At 69.6% G+C, this 16627-nt stretch carries 16 protein-coding genes and 1 riboswitch; of the genes, 7 read left to right on the top strand and 9 right to left on the bottom strand.

The window, feature by feature from the left end:
• Nucleotides 1–19: 19 nt before the first annotated feature.
• Nucleotides 20–1753 carry an AMP-dependent synthetase/ligase gene (locus FHP06_RS00770; protein WP_230973358.1) on the top strand — a complete coding sequence of 578 codons (1734 nt, stop codon included), beginning with the start codon at nucleotides 20–22 and terminating at the stop codon, nucleotides 1751–1753.
• Here the strand turns inward: FHP06_RS00770 and FHP06_RS00765 are convergent.
• The 3 genes from FHP06_RS00765 to FHP06_RS00755 all read right to left on the bottom strand — a co-directional run bounded on the left by FHP06_RS00765 (nucleotide 1720) and on the right by FHP06_RS00755 (nucleotide 4423).
• Entirely contained in the window at nucleotides 1720–2967 is a 1248-nt protein-coding gene (locus FHP06_RS00765; protein ID WP_147682856.1) for a gluzincin family metallopeptidase, read from the bottom strand. The two genes, FHP06_RS00770 and FHP06_RS00765, sit on opposite strands and share 34 nt — an antisense overlap.
• Nucleotides 2960–3940, bottom strand: a complete 981-nt coding sequence (locus tag FHP06_RS00760) for a C40 family peptidase (RefSeq protein ID WP_222706314.1) — start codon at nucleotides 3938–3940, stop codon at nucleotides 2960–2962. Before FHP06_RS00760 ends, FHP06_RS00765 begins: the two co-directional genes overlap by 8 nt.
• 5 nt (nucleotides 3941–3945) lie before the next feature.
• Nucleotides 3946–4098, bottom strand: a riboswitch (cyclic di-AMP (ydaO/yuaA leader).
• 97 nt (nucleotides 4099–4195) lie between these two features.
• A complete protein-coding gene (locus FHP06_RS00755; RefSeq protein WP_147682854.1) occupies nucleotides 4196–4423 on the bottom strand; it encodes a hypothetical protein in 228 nt (75 codons plus the stop codon).
• 106 nt (nucleotides 4424–4529) lie between these two features.
• Here FHP06_RS00755 and FHP06_RS00750 point away from each other — a divergent pair, with 106 nt between their 5' ends.
• Both FHP06_RS00750 and FHP06_RS00745 read left to right on the top strand, forming a co-directional pair.
• A complete protein-coding gene (locus tag FHP06_RS00750; protein ID WP_147682852.1) occupies nucleotides 4530–6206 on the top strand; it encodes a DEDD exonuclease domain-containing protein in 1677 nt (558 codons plus the stop codon).
• The gene (locus FHP06_RS00745; RefSeq protein ID WP_147682851.1) at nucleotides 6203–6478 is read left to right on the top strand and encodes an Lrp/AsnC family transcriptional regulator; all 276 of its coding nucleotides are present in this window, start codon (nucleotides 6203–6205) and stop codon (nucleotides 6476–6478) included. The genes FHP06_RS00750 and FHP06_RS00745 overlap by 4 nt, the downstream gene beginning before the upstream one ends.
• Before the next feature lie 4 nt (nucleotides 6479–6482).
• Here the strand turns inward: FHP06_RS00745 and trpD are convergent, their stop codons facing one another.
• The gene (gene trpD / locus FHP06_RS00740) at nucleotides 6483–7523 is read right to left on the bottom strand and encodes an anthranilate phosphoribosyltransferase (RefSeq protein ID WP_147682849.1); all 1041 of its coding nucleotides are present in this window, start codon (nucleotides 7521–7523) and stop codon (nucleotides 6483–6485) included.
• A 6-nt stretch (nucleotides 7524–7529) separates the two neighbouring features.
• Nucleotides 7530–7934: an Rv3143 family two-component system response regulator gene (locus tag FHP06_RS00735; protein WP_147682847.1), complete on the bottom strand. Its 405-nt coding sequence runs from the start codon at nucleotides 7932–7934 to the stop codon at nucleotides 7530–7532.
• Between the two features lie 24 nt (nucleotides 7935–7958).
• On the opposite strand from FHP06_RS00735, the gene ctaE reads away from it, so the two are divergent.
• The 4 genes from ctaE to qcrB all read left to right on the top strand — a co-directional run bounded on the left by ctaE (nucleotide 7959) and on the right by qcrB (nucleotide 12270).
• A complete protein-coding gene (gene ctaE / locus FHP06_RS00730; RefSeq protein ID WP_456236631.1) occupies nucleotides 7959–8597 on the top strand; it encodes an aa3-type cytochrome oxidase subunit III in 639 nt (212 codons plus the stop codon).
• A 75-nt stretch (nucleotides 8598–8672) separates the two neighbouring features.
• Nucleotides 8673–9500, top strand: a complete 828-nt coding sequence (qcrC, locus tag FHP06_RS00725; protein ID WP_222706313.1) for a cytochrome bc1 complex diheme cytochrome c subunit — start codon at nucleotides 8673–8675, stop codon at nucleotides 9498–9500.
• A complete protein-coding gene (gene qcrA, locus FHP06_RS00720; RefSeq protein ID WP_147682843.1) occupies nucleotides 9497–10564 on the top strand; it encodes a cytochrome bc1 complex Rieske iron-sulfur subunit in 1068 nt (355 codons plus the stop codon). Before qcrC ends, qcrA begins: the two co-directional genes overlap by 4 nt.
• A complete protein-coding gene (qcrB, locus tag FHP06_RS00715) occupies nucleotides 10561–12270 on the top strand; it encodes a cytochrome bc1 complex cytochrome b subunit (RefSeq protein WP_147682841.1) in 1710 nt (569 codons plus the stop codon). Before qcrA ends, qcrB begins: the two co-directional genes overlap by 4 nt.
• 161 nt (nucleotides 12271–12431) lie before the next feature.
• Here qcrB and FHP06_RS00710 read toward each other — a convergent pair whose 3' ends face one another.
• From FHP06_RS00710 to ctaC, 4 genes are read right to left on the bottom strand one after another with little or no spacing between them, the layout of a single operon-like run.
• Nucleotides 12432–13589, bottom strand: coding sequence for a L,D-transpeptidase (locus FHP06_RS00710; RefSeq protein ID WP_230973357.1), 1158 nt, complete (start codon nucleotides 13587–13589; stop codon nucleotides 12432–12434).
• A 42-nt stretch (nucleotides 13590–13631) separates the two neighbouring features.
• Complete coding sequence (locus FHP06_RS00705) at nucleotides 13632–14027, bottom strand: cytochrome c oxidase subunit 4 (RefSeq protein ID WP_147682839.1); 396 nt, start codon at nucleotides 14025–14027, stop codon at nucleotides 13632–13634.
• Nucleotides 14028–14030: 3 nt separating this feature from the next.
• Nucleotides 14031–15776 carry an aa3-type cytochrome oxidase subunit I gene (gene ctaD / locus FHP06_RS00700; protein ID WP_147682837.1) on the bottom strand — a complete coding sequence of 582 codons (1746 nt, stop codon included), beginning with the start codon at nucleotides 15774–15776 and terminating at the stop codon, nucleotides 14031–14033.
• Nucleotides 15776–16594: an aa3-type cytochrome oxidase subunit II gene (gene ctaC, locus FHP06_RS00695; RefSeq protein WP_147682835.1), complete on the bottom strand. Its 819-nt coding sequence runs from the start codon at nucleotides 16592–16594 to the stop codon at nucleotides 15776–15778. The genes ctaD and ctaC overlap by 1 nt, the downstream gene beginning before the upstream one ends.
• Nucleotides 16595–16627 lie beyond the last annotated feature (33 nt).

Raw genomic sequence — 16627 nt, 5'->3', positions numbered from 1 at the left:
CCCGAGTAGCCTGCGACATGTGGCACCGACGATCGCGACAGCACCCGGCAACCTGACCGACGACGTCCTCGACCGCCTCGCCACCGAGCCCGACGCCGTCGCGCTCCTGCGTCGCGTCGACGGCGCCTGGCAGGACGTGACCCTGCGGTCCTTCCACCAGGAGGTCACCGAGGTCGCGAAGGGTCTCGTCGCGGCCGGCGTGCAGCCCGGCGACCGCGTCGCCCTGCTCTCCAAGACCCGGTACGAGTGGACGCTGCTCGACTACGCGATCTGGTGGGCCGGCGCCGTCACCGTGCCCGTGTACGAGTCGTCGTCGGCCGCCCAGATCGCCTGGATCCTGGCCGACTCCGGCGCCGTCGCCGCCGTGGTCGAGACCTCCGAGCACGCCGATCGCGTGGCCGAGGCCCGGTCGGAGGCGCCCGACCTCTCGCACGTCTGGGTGCTCGACGACGCCGCCGTCCAGGCGCTCCGCGACGAGGGTTCCGACGTCACGGACGACGACCTGGAGAAGCGCCGGTCCAGCCTCGGTCCCGACTCGTTGGCCACCTTGATCTACACGTCGGGCACCACCGGGCGGCCCAAGGGCTGCCAGCTGACCCATGGCAACTTCCGTTCCGAGATCGCCGGCGCGCTCGAGCGGCTTCCCGAGCTCTTCGGCCGCGACGACGCGTCGACCCTGCTGTTCCTGCCACTGGCGCACGTGTTCGCCCGGATCATCCAGGTCGGCGCGATCCGGTCCGGCGCACGACTCGGGCACACCGCCGACATCAAGGACCTGGTCACCCACCTCGGCGAGTTCCAGCCGACGTTCGTCCTCGCCGTCCCGCGCGTGTTCGAGAAGGTGTTCAACACGGCGAGCACCAAGGCGTACGCGGACGGCAAGGGCCGGATCTTCGACCGCGCCGTCCAGACGGCCATCTCCTACAGCCGGGCGATCGACATCGGCGGGCCGGGCCTCCTCCTGCGCAGCCGGCACGCGGTCTTCGACCGCCTCGTCTACGGCAAGCTCCGGGACGCCCTCGGCGGGCACGCCGAGTGGGCGATCTCCGGCGGCGCGCCGCTCGGTGAGCGCCTCGCGCACTTCTACCGGGGCATCGGCGTCACCGTGCTGGAGGGATACGGGCTTACCGAGACCACCGCGGCGCTGTGCGTCAACACGCCCGAGCACCAGCGCATCGGCACCGTCGGCCGGCCGTTCCCCGGCACCGAGGTGGAGGTCGCGAGCGACGGCGAGCTGCGGTTCCGCGGCCCCCAGGTGTTCACCGGCTACTGGCACAACCCGGAGGCCTCGTCGGAGGCGCTGGACGCCGACGGCTGGTTCGCCACCGGCGACCTCGGCGACGTCGACGACGACGGCTACGTCCGCATCACCGGCCGCAAGAAGGAGATCCTGGTCACCGCGGGCGGCAAGAACGTCGCGCCCGCCGTGCTCGAGGACCGGGTCCGCGCCCACCCGTACGTCAGCCAGTGCCTGGTGGTCGGCGACGGCAAGCCGTTCGTCGCCGCGCTCGTCACCATCGACACCGAGGCCTGGGCCGGGTCACTGGACGACCCGGCGCTCGAGGCCGCGGTGCAGAGCGCGATCGACGACGCGAACTCCCAGGTCTCGCAGGCGGAGTCCATCCGCAAGTTCGTGATCCTGCCGGACGACTGGACCGAGGCGAACGGCTATCTGACGCCGTCGTTCAAGGTGAAGCGCAACGCGGTGCTGCGCGACTTTCACGACACCGTCGAGGCCTTGTTCGTCAGGTAGCGACGCCAGTCGGCGGTGATCTGCTTAACGGTCAGGCCGAGATCGGCGCGCGCGGCCTTGTCGGCCGAGTCGCCCTGGAGGACGTCGCGGTAGAACCGCACGATCCTGGCGTCGTCGAGTCGTTCGCCGAGCATCCGGAAGACCAGCCAGGCCTCCTCGTACACGGCCCCGAGACCGCGGCCGGCGCCGCCGAAGTCCGCCGCGCTCGGCAGGGCTCGGGGCGCGCCGTTCTCTCGCACGGACCGCAGGGCCTGCCCGGCGCTCAGGGTCAGCGGGGCGTCGTCGTCGTGGAGCGCGACGAAGTCGGCGAAGCCCTCCGCGACCCACGGCTCCGGCGACGTGCCGACCGCGTCGGTGAGCTGGTGCGTGGCCTCGTGAGTGACGACGACCTGCGCCGCGCGGGCGTCCATGGTGCGGAACTGGTCGGGGTTGAGCACGATGACACGGGCCGTCTTGGTGCCGCCGTCGACGGTGGTGGTGACCGCGGCGATCGGCTCCACGTCCTGCTGCGACCGGCCGACCAGCGTGGCTGTGAGTGCCCGGGTCGCGGGTGAGACCACGGTGAGGTCGCCGTCGACGCCGCGGACCACGGAGCGGACCGTGCTCGCGGCCGTGCGAGCCATCGACATCACGTCGAGACCCGGGACTCCCCCGTCGACCGCGATCACCCGGACCCCGGGCTTCCGCTGGACGTCGACGCGGCCGGCGAGCCAGAGCGGCAACGGCTCCGTGGACGTGGCGGAGCGGATGGCGAACGTGCCGTCGCGGCGCGGGTCGACGCGGAACCGCACCGTCGCGTCCCGCACGGACGTGCCGGTGACCACCGAGTCCGGGCCGGCCGTCCACGACACGGCGGCCTGGACGGTGGTGGAGCCGTCGGCCCGGTCGGCGACCTCGCCGCCGCGCAGGTAGCGCAGCTCGACGTCGCGGACGTCCAGCGCCGCGCGGGCGGCCCAGGCGTCGCGCGCGAACGAGCGCGCGGCCGAGCCGGAGCCCGCCGCCTTCACGAACGCGTCCTCGCTGTCGGCCGCGCTCAGCGCGCGGAACTGGTCGGCCAGAACGGTGGCCGCGTCGGCGGGGATCTCCGGGGCGTCATCGGGATCCGACGAGCTCCACGGCCGCTGCCAGAGCAGGACTCCGGCGGCGAGTGCCAGGAGGACGACCCCGGCGACCAGGTTCGGCGACAAGCGTCGCCGGGACCTGGGGTCAGCCAACCCGTCCGGCCTTGCTGAAGCCGCCGAGACCGGTGTACTCGACGCTCCGGCCGGGGTGCGGGGCGTGGATGACCTTGCCGTGACCGACGTAGATGCCGACGTGGGACATGTCGCCGTAGAAGACGAGGTCGCCCGGCTGCAGCGCGCCCATCGAGATGTGGCGCGTGGCGGAGTACTGCGGTCCGACGACCCGCGGCAGCGAGACACCGGCAGCCGCGTAGGCCTTCATCACGAGGCCCGAGCAGTCCCACGAGTTGGGGCCGGTGCCGCCGTAGACGTACGGGTCGCCGAGCTGGGCCTGGGCGAACTGGATGGCGCGGGCGGCGCGACCCGACGCGTCGACCTCGAAGCCGAGGTTCAGGTCGCTGGTGGTGAACGCGGCCTGGTCGGCGGCGCTCAGCAGCCCGAGCTCGGCCTTCGCGGCCTGGTACTTCTTCCGGATCTCGCGCTTCTTCTTGGCGACGTCCTTCTGGTCCTTCTTGAGGGACTTCTGCCGGTCCTCCAGCTGGGCCTTGCGGTTCTTCAGCTGCTTGGCCGTGCGGCCGAACGACTCCAGGGCGTCGGCGCGCGTGCTGTTGAGGGCCTGGACGGCACCGAGGCCGTCGAGGAACTCCTCCGGGTCGCGGCTGCCGAGCAGGTTGACCGTGGGACCGAGCGGCGCGTCCATGTGCTGCTGGACGATCGCCGAGCTCAGGGCGTCGCGCTGGGCGCGGTAGCCGACCATCTGGCGGTCGATGTCCTCGGAGAGGTCGTCGATCTCCTGCTTGGTCTGCTTGATCTGCTCCTTCAGGCCGTTGACCTGCTCGGAGACGGCCTCGACGCGGTGGAAGGCCTGCTCCACGTCGTGGACGGTCACCTTCTTGTCGGGCTCGGCCTGCGCGCCCACGATCAAGCCGGCGGAGAGCGCGGTGACGCTCGCGAGGGCGATCAGGGTACGGCGGGTGGTGGTGTGGCGATGGGGGGTGACGCGCACAACGCTCCTACGATCCTCGACGCCTACCGGGTGAGCTGACGGGTTCGGGCCAAGGTCTGCCCTACGACTCGCGGACGAGTCGATTCACCCCACTTGCGTGGTTCCCCGGCACGTCACGGCCGCCTGGGACGGCCGATCAGTCTCGGCGGTGCTCCCGGGGCAGACCATGTCGGTCCACCTTCTCCGGACGCACGAGGCCTCACTCTAGGGGGGCGTGGGTGCGCGATCAAATACGCGCGCCGTACCTGGGGAAACTCAGGCGGTGTGGGTGGCCGGTCCCGTGATCGGGATCACGAGCCGGAGGGGCGGCACGAGGCCACCGTCGGCCAGGGCGTCGAGAGCGGCGACCTCGTCCTGGTCGAGCTCGATGCCCTCGGGGGGCGCGCCCAGGAGCACGGTGACGACGCAGTCGCCGCAGGCGCCGGGGCTCCGGACGAGGCAGCGGTCGCAGTCGACGACCACGGGATCGGTCGGATCGGTCATGGGAAGCACCTCCTAGTGCTGACGTCCCAGACGCTAGACAGGACCTCGGACAGTTCCGGCGTGTCGTTCGAACACACTGTCGGATGTCCGACCTACCGTTCCCTGCGTGGAAGCAGTCCAGGCCTCGTTCGACGACCTCGGTCGCCCGCTGAGCGACGTGACGTTCTGCGTCGTCGACCTCGAGACCACGGGCGGCTCCCCCGCCCAGGGCTGCAAGATCACCGAGATCGGCGCGGTCAAGGTGCGCGGCGGCGAAGTGCTCGGCGAGCTGCAGACGCTGGTGAACCCGGACGAGTCCATCCCGGCGTTCATCACCGTGCTGACCGGCATCACCGACGCCATGGTGATCCACGCTCCGCGCATCGCCGAGGTCATGCCGAGCTTCCTGGAGTTCGCGCGGGGGTCGGTGCTCGTCGCCCACAACGCGCCGTTCGACGTCGGCTTCCTGAAGCACTACTCGCGCGAGCTCGGCATCCCGTGGCCGCGCTTCGAGGTGCTCGACACCGCGGTCCTGGCCCGGCGCACGCTGTTGCGCGACGAGGTGCCCAACGTCAAGCTCGCCACCCTCGCCCGGCACTTCCGCGCCACCACCACGCCCAACCACCGGGCCCTGGAGGACGCCCGCGCCACCGTCGACGTCCTGCACGGCCTGTTCGAGCGGCTCGGCCCGCTCGGCGTCTCCTCGCTGGAGGAGGTGTCCACGTTCACGGCCCGGGTCACGCCCGCGCAGCGGAAGAAGCGCCACCTCGCCGACCACCTGCCCCAGGCGCCGGGCGTCTACCTCTTCCGCGACGCCCGCGACGACGTCCTGTACGTCGGCACGTCCAAGCGGCTGCGCACCCGGGTGCGCTCCTACTTCACCGAGTCCGAGACGCGGTCCCGGATGGGCGAGATGGTGATGCTCGCGCAGCGCGTGGAGGCCGTCGTGTGCGCCACCGCCCTGGAGGCCCAGGTGCGCGAGCTTCGACTCATCGCCCGGCACCGACCGCCGTACAACCGGCGCTCGAAGTTCCCCGACCGGCTCTCCTGGCTCAAGCTCACCCGCGAGCCTTGGCCACGACTGTCGGTCGTCCAGCGCATCCTCGACGACGACGCCGACTACATCGGCCCGTTCCGCGGCCGGGTCGCGGCGGAGGACGCTGCGGCCGCGCTGCACGACACGTTCCGCATCCGGCAGTGCACCCCCAAGCTCGCGAAGCGGTCGCGGCGCACCCCGTGCGTCCTCGCGGAGCTCGGGCACTGCCTCTCCCCCTGCGACGGCTCGGTCGAGGTCGACGCCTACGACGCCGAGGTGAACCGGGTCCGTCGGGCCATGACGGCCGACCCCGCCGAGCTCGTCGACGCCATCGGCCGGCGGATGTCCGACCTCGCCACGCAGCAGCGCTACGAGGACGCCGCCCGCTGGCGCGACCGGCTCACGGCGCTGGTGCGCGGCGTCGTGCGCACGCAGCGCCTCCTCGAGCTCACCCGCGTCCCGGAGCTGGTGGCCGCCGCGCCGCACCCGGACGGGTGGGAGATCCACGCCATCCGGCACGGCCGGCTGGCGGCCGCCGGCGTCATGCCCCATGGCACCCACCCGCACGGCTGGGTCGACGCGCTGCTCGCCACGGCCGAGACCGTCGACGCCGGGTACGGCCCGATCCCCGCCGCCACGGCCGAGGAGACCGAGTGCCTGCTGCGCTGGCTCGACACGCCCGGGCTCCGGATGGTTCGCGGCGCCTGGAGCTCGCCGCTGGAGAGCGGCGCACGGCACCTCGACCTTCTGGCTAAGGTGGCGCCATGATCACCGCGATCGTCTTCATCCAGGCCGACGTCTCGCGACTGTCCGAGATCGCCGAGCAGATCGCCGACATCGACGGGGTCAGCGAGGTCTACTCCGTCACCGGCGACCTCGACCTCCTCGCCATGGTGCGGGTGCGGACCCACGAGGAGATCTCCGACGTCGTGGCCGACCAGCTCAACAAGGTCGACGGCGTCCTGTCCACCCAGACGCAGATCGCGTTCCAGACGTTCAGCCAGCACGACCTCGAAGAGGCCTTCAGCATCGGTCTGTGACGGGCTAGACGAGCGCCTGCGTCGCCGACGCCCACCGGTCGAGCACGGACCGCGCCGAGCCGGAGTCGATCGACTCCCGGGCCCGCTCGATGCCGGCGACCAGCCGGTCCTCCAACGAGCCCGCCTCGGCCGCGTGGGCGGCGATGCCCGCGCCGGCGTTGAGCAGGACGGCGTCGCGGACCGCCGACTTCTCGCCGTCGAGGACGCGCCCGAACACGCCCGCGTTGAAGGCGGGGTCGCCACCGGCGAGCGCCGACGGCTCGGACGTGTCGATGCCGAGGCGCGTGGGGTCGACGACGTGCTCGGACACGTCGCCCGTGGCCGGGTCGCCCACCCACACGTGCGACGTGGTGGTGGTGGTGATCTCGTCCAGCCCGTCGTCGCCGCGGAACACCAGCGCGTCGGCACCGCGACCGGCGAGCACGCCCGCCATGAGCGGCGCCATGCGCGGGTCGGCCACCCCGACGGCCATGGCGGCCGGCCGGGCCGGGTTGGTGAGCGGGCCGAGGAAGTTGAACGGCGTGGCGATGCCGAGCTCGCGGCGTGGCACCGCGGTGAACCGGAACGACGCGTGGAAGACCGGGGCGAAGCAGAACGTGATGCCGGCCTCGCGCAGGACGTCGAGGAGCTTCAGCGGCGGCACGTCGAGTCGCACGCCGAGCGCCTCGAGCACGTCGGCCGATCCGCTGGAGCTGGACGCGGCGCGGTTGCCGTGCTTGACCACCGGCACGCCGGCGCCGGCGATGGTGACCGCCGACATCGTGGAGATGTTGACCGTGTGAGCGCGATCGCCGCCGGTGCCGACGATGTCGACGACGCGCTGGTCGACCGTCAGCGGCGCGGCGTGGCGGTACATCGCGTCGACCAGGCCCTGCATCTCCGCGAGCGTCTCGCCCTTGCTCCGGAGCGCGACGGCGAACCCGGCGATCTGGGCCGGGGTGGCGTTGCCGGAGAGGATCTCCTCCATGGCCCAGGACGTCGCGGCCGCGTCGAGGTCGTGGCCGGCGACGAGGGTCGCCAGGACGTCCGGCCAGGTCTGGCTCATGTCAGGTCACGCCGAGGCGAGGACCCCGCGGGCCAGACCGATGACGGTCTCGGCCAGGCGCAGCGGGTCGATGGGGTGCGGCAGCGCGGCCTCGGCGCGCGACCAGGTGGCGAGCCAGGCGTCCTGCGGACGGCCGGTGAGGACGAGGACCGGCGGTGCCTGGTAGATCTCGTCCTTCATCTGCCGGGCGATGCCCAGACCGCCGGCGGGAACCGCCTCGCCGTCCAGGATCACGAGGTCGATGCCGCCCTCGTCGAGGTGGTTCCACACCACCGGCTCGGTGGCGCACTCGACGTAGTCGAACGGCGGAAGATCGGGGTGCGGGCGAGCGCCGAGGCCCGCGATGACAGTGGCTCGGACGTCGCGGTCGTCGCTGTACACGAGAACACGCAGGGGCTTGTGCTCACTCACAAACGAATCGTACATAATGAGCGCGTGGCCACTACCTCCGTGATCCCCGCCTCCCGTCTGCACGGCACCGAGGGACGTCCGTCCATGGTGACCGTCGGCACCATCGTCTGGCTCTCCAGCGAGCTGATGTTCTTCGCGGGACTGTTCGCGGCGTACTTCACCATCCGCAACGTCGCCCCCGACCTGTGGGACGTCGAGACGGCCAAGCTGAACATCCCGTTCGCGTCGGTGAACACCACGATCCTGGTGCTGTCGTCGGTCACCTGCCAGTACGGCGTCTTCGCCGCCGAGCGAGGCCGCCCCGGACGCACCGGCACCCTCCTGCAGATCGGCAAGTGGGGCATGCGCGAGTGGTTCGTGCTCACCTACGTCATGGGCGCGATCTTCATCGGCGGCCAGGCCACCGAGTACGCCGAGCTGGTCCACGAGAACGTCACCATCCCGAGCTCGTCGTACGGCTCGATGTTCTACCTGGCCACCGGCTTCCACGGCCTGCACGTCATCGGCGGGCTCATCGCCTTCATCCTCGTCATCGGCCGTACGTTCATGGCGCGCCGATTCACCCACGAGCAGGCCATCAGCGCCATCGTGGTCTCGTACTACTGGCACTTCGTCGACATCGTCTGGGTCGGCCTGTTCGCCACCATCTACCTGATCCAGTAACAAGGCTGACCTAACTCCATCGACGCGGCTCCTCGCTGGGTACGCTGACCCCACCAACCAGGAATGAGGTTCTCGGTGCGGAAACTGTCGACCAGACGCCGGCATCCCCTCGCCGGACTCGTGGTCCTGCTGCTCGGACTTGTCGTGGCCGGCGGCCTCTACGCCGCGTTCGCGCCGCGTGCCGCCACCGCTGAGGAGGCTTCGGCGCGCGACGTCGAGGCCGGGCGTCAGCTCTTCCTCATCGGCTGCGCCAGCTGCCACGGCAAGAACGCCGAGGGCATCACCACCAAGTCCGGTGGCAACTACGGTCCGAGCCTGATCGGTGTCGGCGCCGCGGCCGTCGACTTCCAGGTCGGCACCGGTCGCATGCCGATGGCCAACGCCGGACCGCAGGCCCCGCGCAAGGACCCGGAGTACACCGCCGAGGAGACCAAGCAGCTCGCCGCGTACGTCGCGTCGCTGGCTCCCGGCCCGTCCGTCCCGGAGTCCGAGTACACCGACTACAAGGCCGCCACCACCGAGGAGATCCGCGAGGGCGGCGAGTTCTTCCGCACCAACTGCACGGCCTGCCACAACTCCGTCGGTGCCGGTGGCGCGCTGCCGAACGGCCGCTACGCCCCGTCCCTGAAGGGCGTCAGCGCCAAGCACATCTACGAGGCCATGCTCACCGGCCCGCAGCAGATGCCGCTGTTCTCCGACGAGGTCATCACGCCCGAGGACAAGCGCAACGTCATCGCCTACATCAAGTCCGTCCAGGACCAGCCGACCCCCGGCATCGCCGGCGGCAGCGTGGGTCCGGTGTCCGAGGGCATGTTCACGTTCCTCATCGGCATGGGCGGGCTCGTCGGCGTCGCGGTCTGGATCGGCGCCCACGGCGCGCGAGTGAAGAAGAGGAGCTCATGACCGACGACCTCGAGCCCACCGGCGCGTCCGAAGGAACGGTCGCGCACGAGCCCATCGGCGACCCGGGGCTGCCGGAGCACCAGTGGCGCCCCACCGACGTCGACGCCGACCTCGAGCGTCGCGCCGAGCGCCAGGTCTCCACGCTCTTCGGACTCGGTGCCCTGCTCTTCCTCGGCTTCTGCGTCGCGTACTTCACGGTCGACGCGGACCAGACGTTCCTCGGCTGGAACGGGCAGAACTTCGCCCTCGGCGCCACGTTCGGCGGCGGTCTGCTGCTGATCGGCGTGGGCATCATCCAGTGGGCCAAGAAGCTCATGGGCGACCACGAGATCGTCGAGGAGCGTCACCCCAGCGCCTCGTCCGACGAGGACCGCACGGCCGTCATGATCGACGTCAACGCCGGCCTCAACGAGTCCGGCATCGCGCGCCGTCCGATGATCCGCAACAGCCTGCTGCTGTCGCTGGGTGCGCTCGGCCTCCCGGTCATCGTCGCCCTGCGCGACCTCGGCCCGCTCCCCCACGACCAGCGCCGCACGGTCTGGAAGAAGGGCATGCGGGTCGTCAACGACGTCTCCGGCACGCCGATCAAGCCCGAGCAGCTGCAGGTCGGCCAGCTCGTGAACGCCGAGCCGGCCATCCTCTTCGAGGAGGACGCCGACGGCGAGCGCGTGCTGCACGGCACCGAGGCCCTGCAGGTCAAGTCCAAGGCCGCCGTGATCGTCGTCCGGATGCGTCCGGAGGACATCACCCCGTCCAAGGGCCGCGAGAACTGGGGTGTCGACGGCATCCTCTGCTACTCCAAGATCTGCACGCACGTCGGCTGCCCGATCAGCCTGTGGGAGCAGCAGACGCACCACCTGCTGTGCCCCTGCCACCAGTCCACGTTCGACCTCGCCGACAACGGCAAGGTCATCTTCGGCCCGGCCCATCGACCGCTGCCGCAATTGCCGCTCGGCGTAGACTCAGAGGGGTACCTGATCGCGATGAGCGACTTCCCGGAGATCGTCGCTCCGAGCTATCCGGAACTCGCGCGTGACCAGAAGAAGCTGGACAAGAACTCATGACGACTGAGTACACCGACATCGAGAAGACCCCCGTCGGCAAGAAGATGGCCGGCCCGGTCGAGTGGCTGGACGACCGCCTCGGCCTGGCGGGAGCGGGCAAGAAGCTCATGCCGGTCCGCAAGGTCTTCCCCGAGCACTGGTCCTTCATGCTGGGCGAGATCGCCCTCTGGTCGTTCATCGTCCTGCTCGCCACCGGCGTCTACCTGACGTTCTGGTTCCAGCCGAGCATGGCCGAGACCGTCTACAACGGTCCCTACAAGCCGCTCAACGGCCTCGAGATGTCGCAGGCCTACTCCTCGACGCTCGACATCTCGTTCGGCGTCCGTGGCGGCCTGCTGATGCGCCAGGTGCACCACTGGGCCGCGATGCTGTTCGTCGCCGCCATGGTCGTGCACATGCTGCGCGTCTTCTTCACCGGCGCCTACCGCAAGCCGCGCGAGGTCAACTGGCTGATCGGCCTCGGTCTGCTGACCCTCGGCCTCGTCGAGGGCTTCGCGGGCTACTCGCTGCCGGACGACCTGCTGTCCGGCACGGGCCTGAGGTTCGTGGACGGACTGATCCGGTCCATCCCGCTCGTCGGGTCGTACCTGGAGTTCTTCATCTTCGGTGGGGAGTTCCCGGGCAACGAGATCATCCCGCGCCTCTACATGGCGCACATCCTGCTGATCCCCGCGCTCCTGCTCGGGCTGATCGGCGCCCACATGCTGCTGCTCGTCTACCAGAAGCACACGCAGTGGCCCGGCCCCGGACGCACCGAGAAGAACGTCGTGGGCTACCCGCTGCTCCCGGTGTACGCGGCGAAGGCCGGCGGCTTCTTCTTCGTCGTCTTCGGCTTCACCGCCCTGATGGGCGCGATGATCCAGATCAACCCGATCTGGGCCTACGGTCCGTACAACCCGTCCGAGGTCACCGCCGGCTCCCAGCCGGACTGGTACATGGGCTTCGTCGAGGGTGCGGTCCGTGTCATGCCCAACTGGGAGCTGACGTTCCTCAACTACACCTGGAGCCTGAACGTCTTCATCCCGGGCGTGCTGCTGATGGGCGTGCTGTTCACCGCTCTGGGCGCCTGGCCGTTCGTCGAGTCCTGGATCACCGGTGACAAGCGCGAGCACCACCTGCTGGAGCGCCCGCGCAACGCCCCGGTGCGCACCGCCTTCGGCGTCGCCGGCATGACGATGTACGCCGTGTTCTGGATCGGCGGCGGCAACGACATCATCGCCACGAAGTTCCACCTGAGCCTCAACGCGATCACCTGGTTCGTGCGGATCGGCTGGATCGTCCTGCCGGTCATCGCGTTCATCGTCACCAAGCGCATCTGCATCGGTCTGCAGCGCGCCGATGCCAACCGCATCCTGCACGGGTACGAGACGGGCATCATCGAGCGCACGCCGGACGGCTCGTACTCCGAGCGCCACGCTCCCCTGCCCGTCGCGAACCAGTTCGTGCTGACGTCCCACGACCGCCTGCCGGTGCTGGAGGCTCCCGCCGAGGAGGACGCCAACGGCGTCGCCGCCCCGGGCAGCCGAGGCGCCCGCCTGCGAGCCAAGGCGCGGTCGTTCTACTACGACGGCGCGGTCGACAAGCCCACCACGCACGACGTCGAGCACGCCGCCGAGCACCTGGGCGACCACGACGGCCACCCGGTCCCCCTCGGCGAGGACTTCCAGGGCGTCAGCGAGACCGGCATCCCCCGCTCCCACTTGTGACGGCCTGAGCTCGCGCTGCGAGCGAACGGCCGGCCAGGTCGAGTGTGCGCGCCGGAGGCGCCCGGCGTATCGAGACCTCGCGAGTTGTGAGGCTCGCGCTTGACGTGGTCTCTATACACCCCCGCTCGCTGGCGCTCGCGGGGGCACTCGACCACCGGGGGCTAGCTCAAAGCTGAGCCCTTGACCCAGTCGGACCAGGAGACGTTCCAGTCGGTCCAGCCGTTCTGGGACTCCAGGGGGCGCGGGCTGTCGACGAACTTCACGACGTCGCCGCGGCGGGACTGGCTGAAGAGCCAGGCCGCGTCGGCCGTGCTCATGCCGGTGCAGCCGTGGCTGACGTTGGCGCGGCCCTGGTTGCTACCCTGCCACGGGGCGGCGTGCAGGAACTCACCGGAGTTGGTGACGCGCATGGCCCACTTCACGTCGTCGATGTTGTAGTAGTCGGGGTCCTCGGAGTCGACGCCGGTGGTGGCGGCGTCCATCCGCACGGACGAGAACTTCTCCATGATGATCTTGGTGCCGCGACGGGTCTGGTGCCGTGCGTCGCCGGCGGAGATCGGGATGGTGCGGGCGGTCTTGCCGTCGATCTTCACGGTCAGCCGGTGGGCGCCGACGTCGACGGTGCTGACGACGCTCCGCCCGATCCTGAACGGGACGACCTGGTCCTTCTGCCCGTAGATGCCGTCACCGGCGGGCAGGCTGTTCAGCCGCAGCACGACCTTGACCTTGGTGCCGGCCGGCCAGAACTCCTTGGGGCGGAAGTGCGCCTCGCGGTCACTCAGCCACGTCCAGGAGCCCTCGGTGACCTCGGGGTCCGTGGTCACGTGCATGTTGCGCTCGTACAGCGTCTTGTTCTTCACCGGCAGGTCGAACTTGACGATGATCGGCATCCCGACGCCGACGGTCTCGTTCTTCAGCGGGGCGACGGCCGGGAAGGTCTGCTGGTCGAGGGTGAGCTGCTGCGTCGTGAACGACCGGGTCAGGGTGTCGGCCTTGCCGTCCTCACCCTTGCCGGTGACGGTCAGCTCGTACCTGGTGCCCGGCTCCAGACGCTCCGACGCGACCCACTGGTCACCGGTGACGCGCCCCTTGAGGCTGTCCTTGCCGTCCGCGGTGGCGAGCTTCGCTTGCGTGATGGTGCCGTGCTCGGCGCTGGCGGTCACGATCGTGTCGACCGGGACGTCCTTGGCCTTGACCTGCACGTTGGACGCCAGCGTGATCGGGTCCTTCGGCGCCACCACGTCCTTCACGTCGCCCGCGGAGCAGGCGGCGAGCAGGGCAGCAGACAGCGGGACGATCAGCAGGCGCAGGGATGACACCACGACATTCTACGTGGCCCCTCTGACCGCGCCGGACGGCCGTCAGTGGGCGTGGACGCCGCGGTAGTACTCGAAGATCCAGCCGCTCACCGTGAGGGCGCCGATGCCGGCACCGATGATGAACAGCCACCAGCCGATGACGACGCCGAGCACGATCGTGGCCAGCGCCATGGCGCAGAACAGCGGCCACCAGCTGAACGGCGGGAAGAAGCCCTGCTCCCCCGCGCCCTCGGCGATCTCGCCGTCGCTGCGGTCCTCGGGGCGGGCCGGGATCTGCCGCGCCACGACAGCCAGGTAGAAGCCGAGCAGGCCGCACAGCAGGGTGGTCATGACCAGGGCCGTCGTGCCGGTGGGGTCCTCGGTGAGGATCCAGTAGATCGGCGCGATGAACGCGAAGAAGACCGCCGTGAAGATGATGGTCAGGTACTCAGAACGCATGGCTCAGCTCTCATCCTTCGAGTCGGCGATCGCCTCGCCGCGTCCGGAGACGTCGGGCGCGTCGGCCAGGCCTTCCTTCTCCCCCGGGTTGTGCACGAGCTCGAGCTCGGCGATCTCCGGGTGGTGGAGGTCGAACGCCGGGCTCTCCGAGCGGATCCGCGGGAGCGACACGAAGTTGTGACGCGGCGGCGGCGAGCTCGTGGCCCACTCCAGGGAACGGCCCCAGCCCCACGGGTCGTCGAGGTTGACGAGCGGGCTCTTGCGCGACTTCCAGACGTTGTAGAGGAACGGCAGCGTGGACGCGCCGAGCAGGAACGCACCGATCGAGGAGATCTCGTTCAGCGTCGTGAACCCGTCGGTGGGGCTGTAGTCGGCATAGCGACGCGGCATGCCCTCGACACCCAGCCAGTGCTGGACGAGGAACGTCATGTGGAAGCCGATGAACAGCAGCCAGAAGTGGATCTTGCCGAGCTTCTCGTCGAGCATGCGTCCGGTGAGCTTGGGCCACCAGTAGTAGAAGCCCGCGAACATCGCGAACACCACGGTGCCGAAGACGACGTAGTGGAAGTGCGCCACCACGAAGTAGCTGTCGGACAGCTGGAAGTCGAGCGTCGGCGACGCCAGGATGATGCCGGTCAGGCCGCCGAAGAGGAACGTCGTGAGGAAGCCCAGCGACCAGATCAGAGGGGTGTCGAATGACACAGATCCGCCCCAGAGCGTGCCTATCCAGTTGAAGAACTTCACGCCGGTCGGCACGGCGATGAGGAACGTCATGAAGGAGAAGAAGGCCAGGTCGACCGCGCCGGTGACGAACATGTGGTGCGCCCACACGGCCACGGACAGCGCCGCGATCATCAGCGTCGCGCCCACCAGGCCGATGTAGCCGAAGATCGGCTTGCGGCTGAAGACCGGCAGGATCTCGGTGATGATCCCGAAGAACGGCAGCGCGATGATGTAGACCTCGGGATGGCCGAAGAACCAGAACAGGTGCTGCCACAGGATCGGTCCGCCGTTGGCGGCGTCGAAGACGTGGGCGCCGAGCCGGCGGTCCGCCTCCAGCGACAGCAGTGCCGCCGCGAAGATCGGGAACGCGATCAGCACGAGGATGCTGGTGACCAGCGTGTTCCACACGAAGATCGGCATCCGGAACATGGTCATGCCCGGTGCGCGCATCGTGAAGATCGTGGTGACGAAGTTGACGGCGCCGAGGATGGTGCCGAGGCCGGCCATCCACAGACCCATGACCCACAGGTCGCCGCCGATGCCCGGCGAGTTCACCGCGTCGCTGAGCGGCGCGTACGCGAACCAGCCGAAGCTCGCCGCGCCACCGGGGACCAGGAAGCCGCTGACCGTGATCAGACCGCCGAACAGGAACAGCCAGTAGCTGAACATGTTCAGGCGCGGGAACGCGACGTCAGGCGCGCCGATCTGCAGCGGCATCACCGCGTTGCCGAACCCGAAGAACAGCGGCGTCGCGAACAGCAGCAGCATGATCGTGCCGTGCATCGTGAAGAGCTGGTTGTAGAGCTCGTCGCTGACGACCTTGGACCCCGGCTGGGCGAGGTTCGCGCGGATGATCAGCGCGAGGATGCCGCCGAACAGAAAGAAGCAGAACGACGTGACCAGGTACAGGTTGCCGATGACCTTGTGGTCGGTCGTGGTGATGACCGTGACGATCTTCTGGCCGAGCGTCCGCTCACGCGTGACCGACCGGGAGCTGGTGTCCTCGAACGCTGCCGTGGTGGCCATCAGCCCTCGCCTCCGCTCTTCTCGAGGCCGGCGATGGTGTCGGCCTCCTTGGCGCCTGTGGGGGCACCGATCTCACCCTTGTTCTTGAGCTCGACGAGGTGCTGGTCGTACTTCGCACGCGAGACGATGTGCACCTCGAAGATCATCCGCGAGTGGTACATGCCGCACAGCTCGGCGCAGCGGCCGGTGAACACGCCCTCACGGGTGGGCGTGAGGTCGAACGTGTTGTGGCGCCCGGGGACGACGTCCATCTTGAAGTAGAACTCCGGGATCCAAAACGAGTGGATGACGTCCGGCGACTTCAGCGTGAACCGCACGGACTCGTCGACCGGGAGCCACAGCTCGGCCGGGTCGGCGGGCGTGCCGACGTCGAAGACGTTGTCGCGGTTGGTGGCCGGCTCGTCGAGGTAGTTGAAGGCCCACTGCCACTTGCTGCCGACGACGTCGATGGAGTGGTCGGGGTTCTTGACCTTCTCCAGCATGTCGTTCTGCGAGGTGACGGTGTGGAAGAAGAAGACGGCGACGACGATCACCGGGGCGATCGTGTACAGCGCCTCGATCGGCAGGTTGTAGCGCACCTGGGCGGGAACCTCGTCGTCGCTGCGACGGCGGTAGCGCACGACGGCGTAGACCATGCCGCCGAAGACCAGCACGAAGACCACGAGGACGGCGATCCAGGCGCCCAGCCAGAGGTCCCACATCGGGTCGGTCCGGTCACTGCCCGCGACGGGGAGCGCAAGCCGCTTGACGTCGGAGTCGTCAACGGGAGAACAGCCACTCAGCACGAGTGCCGCGGCGGCCAGGGCCACCAGCTTCATCCGACCCACGGGGTGCCTTTCTGATCCAGACAG

It is taken from the genome of Aeromicrobium terrae (genome assembly GCF_008039565.1).
GTDB classification, from domain to species: domain Bacteria; phylum Actinomycetota; class Actinomycetes; order Propionibacteriales; family Nocardioidaceae; genus Aeromicrobium; species Aeromicrobium terrae.
The sequence above is the reverse complement of the archived record's forward strand: the minus strand, read 5'-3'. Positions and strand labels throughout refer to the sequence as shown.

Excerpts from the sequence above, each read along its gene's own strand:
- FHP06_RS00755 (WP_147682854.1), bottom strand. The coding sequence starts at position 4,423 with ATGACCGATCCGACCGATCCCGTGGTCGTCGACTGCGACCGCTGCCTC.
- FHP06_RS00745 (WP_147682851.1), top strand. The coding sequence starts at position 6,203 with ATGATCACCGCGATCGTCTTCATCCAGGCCGACGTCTCGCGACTGTCC.
- trpD (WP_147682849.1), bottom strand. The coding sequence starts at position 7,523 with ATGAGCCAGACCTGGCCGGACGTCCTGGCGACCCTCGTCGCCGGCCAC.
- qcrA (WP_147682843.1), top strand. The coding sequence starts at position 9,497 with ATGACCGACGACCTCGAGCCCACCGGCGCGTCCGAAGGAACGGTCGCG.
- qcrB (WP_147682841.1), top strand. The coding sequence starts at position 10,561 with ATGACGACTGAGTACACCGACATCGAGAAGACCCCCGTCGGCAAGAAG.
- FHP06_RS00705 (WP_147682839.1), bottom strand. The coding sequence starts at position 14,027 with ATGCGTTCTGAGTACCTGACCATCATCTTCACGGCGGTCTTCTTCGCG.
- ctaD (WP_147682837.1), bottom strand. The coding sequence starts at position 15,776 with ATGGCCACCACGGCAGCGTTCGAGGACACCAGCTCCCGGTCGGTCACG.
- ctaC (WP_147682835.1), bottom strand. The coding sequence starts at position 16,594 with ATGAAGCTGGTGGCCCTGGCCGCCGCGGCACTCGTGCTGAGTGGCTGT.